Annotated in this window: 8 protein-coding genes; 3 read left to right on the top strand and 5 right to left on the bottom strand. The window is 68.4% G+C overall.

The genetic code is table 11. The features are described 5' to 3' along the window. Positions 1-129 precede the first annotated feature (129 nt). Complete coding sequence (locus F8A92_RS07620) at positions 130-5,091, bottom strand: NAD-glutamate dehydrogenase (RefSeq protein ID WP_228389286.1); 4,962 nt, start codon at positions 5,089-5,091, stop codon at positions 130-132. 162 nt (positions 5,092-5,253) lie between these two features. Between F8A92_RS07620 and F8A92_RS07615 the strand changes: the two genes are divergently transcribed. The 3 genes from F8A92_RS07615 to F8A92_RS07605 are packed head-to-tail and all read left to right on the top strand — an operon-like array spanning position 5,254 to position 8,863. Beyond that, positions 5,254-6,285 (top strand): glycosyltransferase family 2 protein, encoded by a 1,032-nt coding sequence (locus F8A92_RS07615; protein ID WP_153504565.1) that lies wholly within the window; start codon positions 5,254-5,256, stop codon positions 6,283-6,285. Next, positions 6,282-6,779, top strand: a complete 498-nt coding sequence (locus F8A92_RS07610; protein ID WP_153504564.1) for a GtrA family protein — start codon at positions 6,282-6,284, stop codon at positions 6,777-6,779. Before F8A92_RS07615 ends, F8A92_RS07610 begins: the two co-directional genes overlap by 4 nt. After that, on the top strand, positions 6,776-8,863 hold the full coding sequence (locus F8A92_RS07605; protein ID WP_228389285.1) for a hypothetical protein: 2,088 nt from the start codon (positions 6,776-6,778) through the stop codon (positions 8,861-8,863). The genes F8A92_RS07610 and F8A92_RS07605 overlap by 4 nt, the downstream gene beginning before the upstream one ends. 92 nt (positions 8,864-8,955) lie before the next feature. Here F8A92_RS07605 and F8A92_RS07600 read toward each other — a convergent pair whose 3' ends face one another. The 4 genes from F8A92_RS07600 to F8A92_RS07585 are packed head-to-tail and all read right to left on the bottom strand — an operon-like array spanning position 8,956 to position 14,828. Beyond that, complete coding sequence (locus F8A92_RS07600) at positions 8,956-10,014, bottom strand: NAD-dependent epimerase/dehydratase family protein (protein WP_153504563.1); 1,059 nt, start codon at positions 10,012-10,014, stop codon at positions 8,956-8,958. Positions 10,015-10,050: 36 nt separating this feature from the next. After that, complete coding sequence (locus F8A92_RS07595; protein ID WP_153504562.1) at positions 10,051-11,556, bottom strand: alginate O-acetyltransferase AlgX-related protein; 1,506 nt, start codon at positions 11,554-11,556, stop codon at positions 10,051-10,053. After that, the gene (locus tag F8A92_RS07590; RefSeq protein ID WP_153504561.1) at positions 11,553-12,962 is read right to left on the bottom strand and encodes an acyltransferase family protein; all 1,410 of its coding nucleotides are present in this window, start codon (positions 12,960-12,962) and stop codon (positions 11,553-11,555) included. Before F8A92_RS07590 ends, F8A92_RS07595 begins: the two co-directional genes overlap by 4 nt. Before the next feature lie 9 nt (positions 12,963-12,971). Next, entirely contained in the window at positions 12,972-14,828 is a 1,857-nt protein-coding gene (locus F8A92_RS07585) for a rhamnan synthesis F family protein (RefSeq protein WP_153504560.1), read from the bottom strand. Between the last annotated feature and the right edge of the window lie 172 nt (positions 14,829-15,000).

Genomic DNA, 15,000 nt, shown 5'->3' with positions numbered 1-15,000 from the left:
AAGCACCGCCCGGCGTCGTCCACATCAACCCACCGCGGCCGCAACCCGAACTGTCTCAAGCTGCTTGACACATTCCGACGTCGCCCGAAGTGGTCACAACACAACGGGCACGCGGCCGGCGACCGCGGGTCAGTGGGTCGTCGTGGACCCGGTCACCAGGTCGCGGACGAGCTGCACGGCGACGACGATGGAGGCGAGGTCGGGGTTGTCGCCGTCCAGGATCTCGCGGAGCATCTCCAGCGCCTGCGCGGACGGCGCCGGCAGATCGTCCTGCCACCGGTCGAGCCGCTCGCCGATGTCCGCACCGCGGGTACCGACCACCTGCGCGGTGAGCGCGGCGTGCGCGCCGTTCAGGTCGTCGCGGAGGGTGCCGCGTGCCATCGAGCGCCACCGGCCGTCGCGCGGCATCGCGATGATCAGCTCCAGCAGGCTGGAGAGCTGCAGCCGTTCCGAGAGCGCGAAGTACGCCGCGGTGACATCCTTGATCGGCTTGCCGGTCTCCCGGGCGAGGTCGATGAGGTCCAGCGCGGCGATGGCCTTGGGCAGGGAGGCGATCTGGGTGGCCAGCTCGGTCGGGACGCCGCTGTGCTCGAGCTCGCGGACCCGGCCGCGGAACCGGTCGCGGTCCAGGCCGGTGAACGCGTCCGGCAGCACCGCGATCACCGCCGCCGCACCGTCCTGGTAACGGTCGACGACCTGCACGATCGGCAGCGGCGTGGGCGCGTTGCGCAGCATCCAGCGGGTCGCCCGCTCGACGAGCCGCTGCACCTCGACCCGCATGGACGTCTGGATCGCGCTGGGTACCACGTTGTCGAGGACACCGATGCGCTCGAACATCCCGGGCAGGTCGAAGATCCGGTTGGCCGCCGTCTGGGCGCGGAACACCGCGACGGCGCTCGCGCCGGTCTCCTCCATCATCCGCATGGGCCCGGTGGCGCCGGCGTTGTTGATGATCCGGTTGGCGACCTGCGTCGCGACGATCTCCCGATGCAGCGGATGCTCCTGCATGACGTTCGCGTACTTCTTGCGCAAGCGCGCCGGGAAGTACCCGGTGAGCAGGTGGGTGTACGCCGGGTCGTCGGGCAGGTCGCTGTCGAGCACCCACCGGTCGGTGAGGATCTTCGAGTAGGCCAGCAGCACCGCCAGCTCGGGCGAGGTGAGGCCGCGCCCCTCCTTGTAGCGTTCGCGCAGCTGGGCGTCGCTCGGCAGGAACTCGATGTCCCGGTCCAGCAGCCCCGCCTCCTCCAGCAGGTGCATCAGCCGGCGGTGCGCGTCGTTGAGGGTGAGATTGTTGGCCTCCTCCATCTGCAGGGTGACGTTCTGGTCGTAGTTGTCCTCCAGGACCTGCTCGCCCACCTCGTCGGTCATCGACGCGAGGAGACGCGCCCGCGCCGACTCCTTGAGGACGCCGTCGTCGATCGCGCGGCGCATCAGGATCTTGATGTTGACCTCGTGGTCGGAGGTGTCGACGCCCGCCGAGTTGTCGATGGCGTCGGTGTTGATCTTGCCGCCGCCGTCGCCGTTGCCGCGCAGCGCGTACTCGACGCGTCCGCGCTGCGTGAACCCGAGGTTGCCGCCCTCGCCGACCACCCGGCAGCGCAGCTGCGCGCCGTTGACCCGGATCGCGTCGTTCGCCCGGTCCCCGACGTCCGCGTTGGTCTCCGTCGACGACTTCACGTAGGTGCCGATCCCGCCGTTCCAGAACAGGTCGACCGGCGCCTTCAGGATGGCGCCGATGAGCTCGAGGGGGGCGATCGACGTCGCCGCGCCCTCGATCCCGAGGGCGGTACGCAGCGGCGCGGACAGCGGGATGGACTTCGCGGTGCGCGGCCAGACGCCGCCCCCCTTGCTGATCAGCGACCGGTCGTAGTCGTCCCAGGAGGATCGCGGCAGCTCGAAGAGCCGGTGCCGCTCGGCGTACGACGACTCGGCGTCCGGCGTGGGGTCGATGAACACGTGCCGGTGGTCGAATGCGGCGACGAGGCGGATGTGCTCGGACAGCAGCATCCCGTTGCCGAACACGTCACCGGACATGTCGCCGATCCCGATCGCGGTGAAGTCCTCGGTCTGGGTGTCGATGCCCAGCTCGCGGAAGTGCCGCTTGACCGACTCCCAGGCGCCGCGGGCGGTGATGCCCATCGCCTTGTGGTCGTAGCCGACGGAGCCGCCGGAGGCGAAGGCGTCGCCGAGCCAGAAGCCCGCGGCGATCGCCTCCTCGTTGGCGTAGTCGGAGAACGTGGCGGTGCCCTTGTCGGCCGCGACGACGAGGTAGGGATCGTCGTCGTCCCGGCGGACGACGCCCTTCGGCGGGACCACCTTGGCGCCGACGCGGTTGTCGGTGATCTGCAGCAGCGAGCGGATGAACGCCCGGTAGCAGGCGATGCCTTCGGCCAGCCACGCCTCGCGGTCGGTCCCGGGGTCGGGCAGCCGCTTGGGCACGAAGCCGCCCTTGGCGCCGGTCGGCACGATGACGGTGTTCTTGACCATCTGCGCCTTGACCAGGCCGAGTATCTCGGTGCGCATGTCCTCGCGGCGATCCGACCACCGCAGGCCGCCGCGGGCGACCGCGCCGAAGCGCAGGTGCACGCCCTCGAACCGCGGCGAGTAGACCCAGATCTCGCGGTACGGACGCGGCGACGGCAGGTCGGGGACGCGGTGCGGGTCGAGCTTCAGCGTGATGATCTCGTGGCGGTGCCCGGCGTCGTCGGTCTGGTAGAAGTTCGTGCGCAGCGTGGCGTCGACCGTGCCGGCGATCGCCGACAGCGTGCGGTCCTCCTCGAGGCTCGCCACGTCGGCGAGGGCCTGCTTGATCTGCTCGCGGATCGCCGCGGCGTCGTCGTCGCGACCGCCGCGGCGCGCCGGGTCGAACAGCACGGAGAACAGGTCGACGATCAGCTGGGCGATCGCGGCGTTGCCGACCAGGGCCTGCTCGACGTAGTGCTTGCTGTAGCTCATGCCGCCCATGCGCTGGTAGTGCACGTAGGCGCGCAGCAGCGCGATCTCGCGCCAGCTCATGCCGGCGCCGACGACGAGCGCCCCCAGGCTGTCGCTCTCGGCCACGCCGCTCCAGGCCGCGGCGACGGCGTCGGTGAACTTGGCCGCCAGATCGCTGGTGACGAACACGTCACCGGTGGCCGACATGACGAAGTCGTAGATCCACACCTGACGGCGCTCGCCGTCGGCCTCCTGGATGTCGAAGTCGAAGGTGTTCTCGTCGCTGACCTCCATGCCGAGGTCCTGCAGCACCGGGAGCAGGCTCGACAGGAGGATGGGCCGGTCCATCGAGTGCACCTTCAGCCGGAACATGTCACGCTGCAGCTCGTCGGCGCCGGACTCGTCGATGTGCCCGGACTCCTCGCCGGGCAGCACCAGCCGCAGCGCGAGGCCGGCCGCACCGGCGGGGTCGGCCACCGCGCTGATCGTGCCCGGGTCCGTTCGCTCGAGGCGACGCAGCACCTCAATGTCCTCGAGGGCCGCCGCGGCGCCGTACGAGGCGCGGTAGCTAGGCGGCATCGCGTCGGCGAAGCGTTCGATCTCGGCCTGCTCGACCGGGTCGTAGTCGCGGAGCGCGTCGGCCAGGTCGTCGTCCCACGACCGGGACGCCTCGATGATCTTCGCCTGCAGCTCGGCGAACCGCTCGGGCGAGAGATCCTCGGTGGCGCTGCCGAGCGGCACCCGGATCACGAACTCCAGGCGCGCCAGCGGGGAATCGCTGGACTGCGTCGAGTACTCGTACGACGTCCCGCCCAGCTCACGCATCAGGATGTCGATCATCTTCAGCCGCACCGGTGTGGAGTACCGGTCGCGCGGCAGGAACACCAGCGCGGAGTAGAACCGGCCGTAGTCGTCGCGGCGCAGGAACAGCCGGGTCTGGCGCCGCTCGGGCAGCCGGATGACCGCCTGCGCGACCGGCAGGATCTGCTCGATCCGGGACTGGAACAGCTCATCGCGCGGGAACGACTCGATGACGTCGCGCAGGTCCTTCGCGGTGTGCGAGCCGCGCTGGTAGCCGGCCGCGTCGATGACGGCGCGCATCTTGTGCCCGATGACCGGAATCGCCTCGACCCGTTGGCGGTACGCCGAGGACGTCAGCAGCCCGACGAAGCGACGCTCGCCGGTGACGTCACCGGCCTTGTTGAACACCTTGATGCCGACGTAGTCCATGTACGCGGTGCGGTGCACCGGCGACCGGGAGGACGCCTTGGTCATGATCATCAGGCGCTTCTCCCGCGCCTTGGCCGCCGACGGCCCGGGCAGCGGTCGCGACGGCAGCGAGCCCTCGGCGCGCAGCAGCCCGAGCCCGCTCTCGGCCAGCGGCTGCAGATGATCGGCGCCGCGCACCCTCTTGAGCTTGTACTCGCGGTATCCCAGGAAGGTGAAGTGGTTGGCGGCCAGCCACTCCAGCAGCTCGACCGTCTGCGTCACCTCGTCGTCCGGTACGCCGGCCGGTGGTTTCTCGCGCAGCTCGGCCGCGATCGCGAGGGCGCGGTCACGCATCGCCTCCCAGTCCTCGACCGCGGCGGCCACGTTGCGCAGCACCGCCCGCAGGGCACGTTCGAGGTCGCGCAGGTCCTGCGTCGACTGCGGCCCGATGACCTCGACGTGGATCCACGCCTCGGCACGCGCGTTGAGCGCTTCGCTGGTGGCGAGCGCGTGCATTCGCCCGCTGCGGTCGCGGACGACGTCCATGACCGGATGCACGATGAACCGGACGGTGTGGTCACGCCGCAGCACCTCGCCGGTGACCGAGTCGACCAGGAAGGGCATGTCGTCGGTGACGATGTCCACCACTGCGCGGGCCGCCGACGTCCCCCGCACCTGGACGATGTCCTCACCCGGCTTGCGGACGACACCGATCGCGAGGTGACCGAGCGCCGCGGCCGCCAGGTCCTCCGCGGTCCGCGAGACCAGGTCCTCCGGCACCGTCTCCGAGTAGTACGCGCGCACGAACGCCGCGGCGGTGTCGGCGCCGATACCCTTCGGCAGCGACTTGAGGTCGGACTTGGCGACGCGGACCGCCGCGCCCAGCAGCGACGACGTGCGCTGGGCCGCATCGCCCACCGCGGCGCCCACGGGCGTGCCTGGATTCACCACTGGCCTCCGGGAGAAGGGCGGCACCCCGTTGTGCCTCCCACATGGTGAGACTAGCGGTCCTGCGGGCCGCTGTGCACGACGTCTCGATCCGCGGATCCGCGCCGTTGCTGCGGTAAACTGGGCCGGCCGCCGAACGCCAGGGAACGCTAGGAGCACTCGTTGTCACGACCCACTATCAGCGTGGTCATCCCGTGCTTCAACGAAGAGCGCAGCGTGCAGGAGATGTTCGACCGCCTCACCGCCGTCTTCCGCGACCAGCTGCCGAGGTACGACTACGAGATCATCTTCGTCGACGACTTCTCCACCGACGGAACCCGCGCCGAGATCCGCCGGCTCGCCGCCCTGGACGGCCGCGTGCGCGGCGTGCTCAACGCGCGCAACTTCGGGTTCCACCGCAACGTCTTCTCGGCGCTGACGTACGGCAGCGGCGACGCCACGTTCATGCTGTTCGGCGACCTGCAGGACCCGCCGGAGAACCTGCCGGAGTTCGTCCGCGCGTGGGAGTCCGGGGCCCGGGTCGTCATCGGCCAGCGCCGCAGCAGCGACGAGGGCTTCGTGATGACGGCGCTGCGCCGCCTGTACTACGCGGTCATCAAATGGTTCGCCGACACCACCCAGATCCCCCGGTTCACCGGCTACGGCCTGTACGACCGCGAGTTCATCCGCGTGCTGTCGGAGATCGACGACGTCCAGCCGTTCTTCAAGGCCGTGGTCGCCGAGTACGGGCTCAACGTCGAGATCGTCCAGTACGACCAGGCCAAGAGCGCCCGCGGCAAGTCCAACTTCAACTTCCTGCGCAATTACGACTTCGCGATGCAGGGCATCACGTCGTCCACGAAGCTGCTGATGCGGCTGGCGACGTTCATCGCGGCGCTGATCGGCCTGGTGTGCCTCGGGCTGGCGATCTTCGTGTTCATCAACAAGGTCGTCAACTGGGACACCTACCCCGCCGGGGATGCCTCGACGACGGTCGGCATCTTCTTCCTCGGCGCGGTCCAGCTGTTCTTCATCGGGGTGCTCGGCGAGTACATCCTGAGCATCAACGGCCGGGTCACCACGAAGCCGCGGGTGGTCGTCGGCGAGCTGATCAACTTCCCGCACGGCCAGGCCCCGAGCGGCGCGGAGGGCACCCGCGCCTCGCTCGGCGGTCCGGCCGCACCGAAGGACAGCCCGCTCGAAGACGGCCGATGACCGCGCCGATCGACGACCCCGTCCTGCGAACCGAGGAGCGGGCGCGACGGCTGCTGTGGCAGTTCCTGCGGTTCCTGGTCGCGGGGCTGATCTCCTTCAGCGTCGACTACGGAGTCTTCGTGCTGCTGTACCGGATGTTCGACGTCCAGTACATCGTGGCGAGCACCATCTCCTTCTCGCTGTCGCTCGTGCTGAACTACGTGCTCACGCTGAAGTTCGTGTTCGAGGCGCGCGAAGGGCGCAGCATCGCCAAGGAGTTCGCGACGTACGTCGGGCTCAACATGGTCGCGCTCGGTCTGAACCAGGTGATCCTGCTGCTGACCGTCGACAAGATGGGCGCCTCGCCGCTAGTCGGCAAGCTCATCGCGACCGCGGTCGTCATGGTCTACAACTTCATCTCTCGCAAGATGCTCATCGAACGCCCCGGCCGGCGCGCCGCCGCGGCGCGCGAGGGCGTGACCCCGCCAATGGAAGCAGGCAACAGCACGACATGAAGGACACCGAGCAGCAGCCGACGACCGAGGTGACGGCGTCCGAAGCGACCTCCTCCACGCCGGTCGAGCCGACCGCGGTCACCACGACCGAGGCCGAGCCGGTGACGGCTCCCGGCGCCGGAGGCGCCACGGCGGAGCGCACCTCTCCCAGGGTCTCGCGCAGCGCACGCCTCGGTGCCGGCCTGGATCGCGGCTGGGACCACGTGGACGGGGCCTGGGGACGGGTCGGCGCGGCCACCCTCGCGAGCCCGGTCGGGCGCTGGTGGAAGCGGGTCGAGCGGCCGGGGATCGCCGACTGGGTGATCCTCGCAGCGACGTTGGTGCTCGCCTACTTCACCTTCCTGTACGGCGACGTCAAGGCGACGTTCGAGCACTCGTTCAACTTCCTGGACTCGCTGTTCGCCGGCCGCCCGCAGGACTTCTACCAGATCGCCATCGACCACTCGACGTACGGCCATCCGGCGGTGTACGACATCCCGATCTACCTGATCTTCGGGATCTGGAACCTGCCGACCTACCTGTTCTACAAGTTCGGCGACTTCGACTATCTGAACTCCACGCCGGCCCTGCTGTGGTTGAAGCTGATGATCGTGGTGTTCGCGCTCATCTCGGCGCGGCTGATGATGTCGATCGGCAGGACGATGGGCCTGCCCGCCGCCCGCTCGAAGTGGGTGGCCTTCTACTTCCTGTCCTCGATGGCGCTGTTCGTACCGGTGTTCGTCACCGTCCAGTACGACATCATCTCGGTCACCTTCATGCTCGCCGGCATCCTGGCGTACATGCAGGGCCGCACGCGTGCGTTCCTGCTGTGGTTCCTCGCGGCGAACACGCTGAAGCTCTTCGGGCTGTTCGTGTTCATCCCGCTGGTGCTGCTGCGGGAGAAGCGGCTGCCGCGCGCGGCGGGGCAGATCATCGTCGGCGTCCTCGGGCTGCTGTTCTGCCGGCTGCTGTACCGCGGGAACCTCGCCTTCCAGATCTCGACCGGCGGGTTCACCGACGAGATGCTCAATCGGCTCACCGTCGCCGGCTTCACCTGGCAGTCGAACATCACGGTCCCGCTGTTCGTGGTGTTCATGGTGGGCCTGACGATCTTCGCCTACGTCAAGCGACCGGTCACCGAGCGCCAGGTGCAGGCGTTCGCGATCTACGTCTCGCTCGCCGCGTTCCTGGTGTTCTGCGCGATCGTCCCGCTGAATCCCTACTGGATCGCGCTGGTGTCGCCGTTCACCGTGCTGATCATCTTCGCCAACCCGCGGCACTTCACCTTGAACTCGATCCTCGAGACCGGCCTCGGCACCTCGCTGATGGTGCTCTACCTCATGGTCGGCTACTCGATGTACAACTCCGGCACCTTCAAGGACCTCGCGTTCGGTGCGGTGGTCCCGCCGGCGTCCCCGCAGCGGTTCGGGACGCCCGCCGAGCTGCTGCGCGCCGCCGGCCTGGAGCAGAACAAGATCCCCTTCCTGGTGGGCTTCATGCTGGCCTGCGTGCTCGCGGTGCTGGTGCTGAACTACCCGCGGACCGAGTTCCTGGTCGGCATGCCCAACCTGGAGACGATCAGCCGCAGCGTCGTGTGGCTGCGGCTCGCCGCGATGCTGGGCTTCTGCGCGCTGCTGTTCGGCTTCTACCTGCTGCCGGCTCCCCCGACGGCGTACTCCTCCGCCTCGCCGGCGCCGGTCGACACCCAGGTGGACATCCTGAAGCCGGGGGCCTCGGTCGAGGAGGAGATCTCGTTCGACCGCACGCTCAAGGTGACCGCGTTGCAGATCGGCCTGAACGCCTCCGCGGTGACCTGGATCGACTCGTCCGAGGTCAATGTGGCGATCCTGGACGAGGCCGGCAAGCCGGTCTTCCACACCTCCGCGGCGGCCAACGCGATCGGCGTGGGCTACGCGACGTTCCCGACCGACGGACTGACGCTGAAGGCCGGCGAGACCTACACCCTCCGGCTGACCGGCGACCACTCCGAGGGCGCGCCGGTGACGGTGCAGATCAACCCCGCGCAGGACAAGTTCAAGACGACCGCCGACGGCGCGACCATCCCCGGCGACATCGTCATGGTGCTGCAGGGCAGCAAGCAGTAGCCGCGGGTCTCCCCAACGAGATCTGCGGGGCAGTAGGACACGCTATCGGGCCGATAGCGTGTCCTACTGCCCCGCAGAACGGTCGGGCGGGGTCAGTCGCGCTCGCCGGTGTCGATCCAGCGGCACAGCCGGCGTACGCCCTCGGCCACCATGACCTTCGGCTCCCAGCCGAGCGCGGCCTTGCTGTCGTCGATGGTGCAGGACGCCGCGCGGACGTCGCCGTCGCGGAACATCCCGTTGATCTGCGGCTCGGGCGCGTCGTAGATGCTCGCGGCGATCTTGGCCAGGTCGAGGATGCTGGTCGCCTCGCCGGAGCCGATGTCGTACGCGTTCTCGTTGGCGCCCGAATGCAGCGTGCCGAGCACGATCGACGCGGCGACGTCGTCGATGAAGACGAAGTCGCGGATGATCTCGCCGTCCTCGTACACCGGGATGACCTCGCCGGCCTTCGCCTTCTGGGCGAACAGCGACACGATGCCGGTGTACGGGTTGATCAGCGACTGGCCGGGGCCGTAGACGTTCTGCAGCCGGTAGATCACCGGGGTGACGTTCATCGACAGCGCCCACGACTTCAGGATGTGCTCCTGGGCGAGCTTGGTGGACCCGTAGACGCTGGTCGGGCGCGGTTCGACCTTGGCGGAGTTGAATGGCGTCGCGGTCAGGCCCGGGAAGTCCCAGGTGCCCGATTCGAGCATCTGGCGGGAGCGCTGCCCGGGGTAGGTCTCGTTCCCCTGCGCGTCGACCCACTTGCCCTCGCCGTACACGGCGCGGCTCGAGGTGAGGACGATCTTCTCCGGCAGCTTCTCGTGGCGCACGAGCGCGTCGAGCATCTGGGTGGTGCCGACGACGTTGACGTCGGCGTGCCGGGTCGCCTCACGCAGGGACTGCCCGGTGCCGGTTTCGGCCGCGAGGTGGATGATGTGCGTCGGCGACACGTCGGCCAGCAGACGGTCCCAGTCCTCGGGCTTGGTCACGTCGCCCACGACGAACTCGACCCGCTCGTCGAGGTCGGCCGGGCGCTCGGGCGACTGGTGCACCTGCGGGTGCATGTTGTCCATCGCGATCACGCGGTCGAAGTGCTCGGGCAGGCGGGAGCTCAGCGCGCAGCCGATGAATCCCGCGCCGCCGGTGACCAGGCACGTCTTAGCCAATGTTTCGCAGCTTTCTGCTCGTGGATGAAGTCGGGACTACGTTACCGCTCGGATCTCGACGCCCGTGATATTTGCCGAGGCCCCCGCCGTGATCGCGGTCATGACGATGTCGTTCTTGGCGATCTGCGACGGCAGCACGGCGTACGTGGTGCTCGGACCGGAGCCCAGGTGCAGGGCGACCTTGTGGTCGCCCGCGGTCAGCTGCACGTCGGCGGGCTTGTCGCTGGTGGCCGTGACCTTCAGCGCGACCGCCGTGCCGGCGTCCACCCGGCAGGTCAGCGGCTGCGACAGGTTGGCCGGTCCGCTGCACGCGTCCGGATCGGCCTGGGGCCACGAGGCGACGGTGTCCTTGGACGCCGTGAAGCGGTTGGCGCCGTCCCACACCGGTCCGTCCGCCAGCGGCTGGTTGAAGTGCCGCTCGGTCATCGAGTACAGCACGAGGTCGGGCTTGAAGTCGGCGACCAGCTGCGGGACGGACGGCGCCAGACCGGGCGCGTCCAGGTAGTGCCGGACCATCTTGGTCTCGGCGAAGGTGGCCGCCAGCAGCGGCGACAGGGCCGTGGTCGTCGAGTCGGCCAGCACCAGCACCCGCTTCTTGTTCGGGGCCGCCGGGTTGCTGGTCTCCGCCGGCATGGTGCTCGCGTCGATCGCGGTGCCGCCGGGCACCTGCGCCGGCTGGCCGCCGGCGAGGGTGAGCTGGTATCCCGGCAGCGGCGCGGAGTACTGCGGGACGGTCCACGGGTTGGTGCCCTTGATGCCGTACAGCGGGTCGAGCTCGTTGTTGTAGTCGGGCTTCGTCTGCACGCCGTCGACCTTCGGCACCGGGACCGCGCCGATCGACTGCGCGTGCTTCTCCAGCCACGCGGCGATGCCCTCGAACGCGACGGCGGCGCCGTAGTCGGTCCAGTGGCTGTTCATCGGCGAGTAGGTGTCGGCGGTCTTGCGGGCGTCCCGCAGGTCCTGGCGGACGTCGACCAGCGGGAGGTCCGGATACGCCTTGCGCAGCTGGTCGAAGATGTGCGTCATCGGCAGGCCGTCGGTCCAGGCCGGCAGCTTGTCCGGGTAGATCTCCCACTTGGCCGGTGCGACGACGAAGGCGAGCGGGATCCCCTGGGACGCGAGGTACACCTGCTGGGCCCGTAGCGCGCCGGCCTCCTGGTCGACCTCGGCGGGCGAGTAGGCGCGCCGGCCGACGGCTTGCGAGAAGTTGGCGTTCTGCGTGTCGCCGAGGAAGTAGTAGCCGTCCTTGCCCTCCACGACGGCCCCGGGATGCGCAGCGGACGTGACCGTCTTGTCGACGTACAGCGCCTCCTGGTCGGGGCTGAGCACCGGGGCGGGCTGGGCGGCGCCGACTCCGCGGTCGCGCACCTGGTACTTCGCGTCGTAGATCCGGGGCAGCACGAACGCCGCGACGACGACGAGGATCGCGATCAGGACGAGCAGGCTGCGGTTGATCCAGTCCTTGACGGTCGCTCGGCGGCGTGGCGGCTCGGGATCGACCGGCGCGCCGGGCTTCGCGGCGGCCGCAGCCGTGGCGGTCATCGCTTGGCCCCGGCGCTCGTGGACTCGGCGCGCGTCTCGGGGGCGGTCGTCTCGAGCGCCTCGGGGAGGTCCGCGGGCGCCGTCCGACCGGCGTCGGCGTCGGTGCGCTCGCCATGGTCGGCGGTCAGCGGCTCGGTGCTGTCGACCCGCTCGGAGATGACGTGCGTGGTGAGCCGGTCCGAATCGACGTCGGCCTTCGCCGTCGCCTCCGCGTCGCGCACCCGGCGCGCGAAGTGGCTCGAGGAGTACCGGGGGTTGACCAGCCTGGCCTTCACCCGGTCGACCCCCGGCTTGCCGGTCGCGATCAGCCTCTCCATCCAGGCCGGGGTCCAGTTCTTCAGCGCCATCGCGCGCTTCTCGAGCAGGTGGTACGAGACGAACGCGACGATGTGGATCACCACGACGAGCGTCACGTGGTAGACCCACCAGCCGTGGTGCTGCAGCCCGAAGTACGCCGCGAGCTGCATCAGCGGCCAGGCGTAGATATAGATGCCGTACGAGAAGTCGCCGTACTTCTCCCAGTTGGTCAGCGGCAGCCGGACGGCGCACCACATCAGCAGGTAGAGGAAGCCGAACTGGCCGTAGATCAGCCAGCCGGAGCCGATGAAGTAGGTGAAGAACGCCATGCCGCCGGCGGCTATCGCGAGCCGGTCGTCGATGCGGATCCTGTCACCGAACAGCGCGAACATGATGCCGAAGAAGAACGGCGTCAGGACCATGACGTTGCGGTAGTCGCGCAGCAGCGGATCGAGGTAGGCGGGGTTGCCGAAGCCGCCCCAGGTCATGGTGTTGAGCATCAGCATGATGCCGAACGCCGCGGCGGCCAGCCACCGGTAGCCGAGGATGCCGAACAAGCCGAACACGCCGATGATCAGGTAGCCCTTGAACTCGAACAGCAGCGTCCAGGCCGAGCCGTTCCAGTCGAAGCCGCCCTTCTGCCCGAGCGGGATGTTGGCCCCCAGCTGGGCGATGTTGTGCTGGTTGAAGCGCAGGAACATGTTGTTGCTGAAGTACGTCAGCGGGGAGTCGACCGGCGCCGACCAGTAGCCCGCCCAGGTGCCGCGCTCCTTGCGCCAGGCGAGCGGGGCGAGCACGAACGCGGTGAGCAGCAGCGCGGCCCAGAAAGCGGGGATGATGCGCACGATGCGGCGCCAGAAGTACCGGAAGATCGTCGAGCTGCCCTGGCGGCTCTTGGTGATCAGGAAGCCGGACAGGAAGAAGAAGCCGCAGACCGCGACGCCGCCGAGCGACTGCTCGGTGGAGAACTGGGTGCCGAGGTCGTGGCCGCCGTAGAAGTCGGCGAGCGGCCCGGCATGCGAGAAGATGACCGCGAAGGCCATGAGCCAGCGCAGGAACCCGATGGCGTTGTGCCGCGGGTTGAACGCTTCGGCGAGGGTGATCGGCATCGTCCGGCCCTACCGGTGCCGCAGTGACCGGCCGGCGCGGTAGCCCTTGCGAGCCGCCTTGTAGCCGGGCGTCACGACCTTGGCGAGCGTCGGGAAGCGGGATCGGAGCTCCTGCTTGAGCTGCGCGGCCAGCGGCTCCTCGCGCTGCAGCTTCTCCAGGTAGTCGACCTGGTCCTGGGTGTACGCCGGCAGCATCGAGGAGATGCGCTGCAGCTTGTACTCCATGAACGTGTAGTTGATCGCGGCCCAGTCGCGGTTGATGACCGACCGCACGTGGTAGCCGGCGTCCATCACGGTGTAGGCCAGCAGCCGCTCCTGCACGTGCGCGAGGCCGCCGTCGTTGTGGCCGGGCTCGGGCGGGTAGTCCGAGTGCACCCACGGGTACTGCGACATCTTCAGCAGTGCCTCCGGGCGGAACCAGAACATCGTGCCGTACGGCGCGACCGGCGTGGTCCGGTCGAAGTGGGTGTGCAGCCCCATCTCCTGCGCGTAGTGCCAGGCCCAGCCCCGGTTGGTGAACCAGGAGTGCCCGAGCGTCGGGTAGCCGATGTTGACCACCGGCGGGAACACCATCCCGAGGGTCTTCTCCTGGTCGAACAGCCGCAGGATGTTCGCGACGTACCCGTCGGTGTAGAGCAGGTTGTCGAACATGTGGTCCTTGAACAGCTTGGCGGTGTTGTAGCTGTTCTGCGGGGACTTCTTGGAGTGGATGCGGCAGATGAGGTCGTAGGCGCCGGAGGTCAGGACGTCCTTGCAGGTGATCAGCATGGCGGCCATGTCGCGGCCCCGGTTCTGGTCCATGACCCGCACGTCGACCTTGTTGATGTCGTACTTCTGCAGGGACTGCTCGATGACGCGCTTCTTGTCCTCGCTGACGGTGGTCACGATCAGGTCGTACGGCGCGGGCACGTGCGTGATGTAGCCCATCACCTCGTCGACCATGTCCTCGTAGTACATGTGCGCCATCACCGCGACGCGGGGCTGCTTGCTCAGCGCCGGACCGGTCTCGATCTCGTTGACGACCTCGAGCATCGAGAAGTTGGTGTACAGCGTGCGCGGTTCGGCCGACCGGACGACGTTCTCCCAGATCAGCTCGACCGGGTAGTCGGTCTCCTTGGCGATCTTGTCCATCACCCGCTTGCCGATGATCGCCTCGCGGTCGAGGTAGGTCGACTCGTGGAAGAACATCCGCCGTTTGAGGATCGGGCAGCGGTCGTCGATCATCATGTCCGCCGACTGGAACACCGGGTGATCTGTCGGATAGTTCTCCGGCGGGAAGGTGATCTGGTACCGGAAGCCCTTGCCGGCGAAATGCTGGGTGAACTTCGACTCGTGCTGGGTGATCGACTGCTCGTACGACGTGATCATCGGCATGTCCGCCCAGTACGAGCGGAACTCGTGGGAGGTGAACATCTGCTTGCGGACGGCGATCCAGTGCGACTGGATGTGCATCGGCAGCACCCCGGTCTGTCCGGGGAACGGGTGCGGGTCGACGGCCTTGTGCGCGGTGACGCCCCAGAAGTCGAGCTCCTGGGCGTCCATCTTCTCGAAGGTCTCGCTGAAGGGGAAGATCGGCGCGAAGAACGTGTAGTTCATCAGGATCAGCTCGTCGTACTCCGCGAGCCGGTCCATGCCGTAGTGCTCCATCGCCTCCTTGTAGCCCCAGACGTCGAACCCGACGTTCTCGCGCTCCCATACCGTGTCGGCGACGGCCTCGAGCTTGGCCCGCCCCTCGTCGGTGATCTTCGAGTTGGAGACGACGAAGATGTGCTCGGCGTGCTCGCGCAGCGCCTTGAGCTTGTAGGGGATGTAGTCGTCGACGACGCCCTGCGAGTCGTAGAACAGGTAGAAGATGATGCGTCGCACTGACGACTCCTTTTACGTTTCGGCTCGGGCGGGCGCAGCGCACAGCCGCACGGGGCGTTTCGCGATCGACGCTATATGGTATCGGCCCACACCCCTCGGATTTGCCGGTCGCCGGTGCCAGTTCCGTGAGATTCGTCCGGTCGCCGGTGGTCGGCGCGCGATTCGGCGACGT

This window comes from Cumulibacter manganitolerans, assembly GCF_009602465.1.
Lineage (GTDB): Bacteria > Actinomycetota > Actinomycetes > Mycobacteriales > Antricoccaceae > Cumulibacter > Cumulibacter manganitolerans.
Note: the sequence above shows the minus strand (reverse complement) of the source record. Positions and strands in the feature narration are given on the sequence as shown.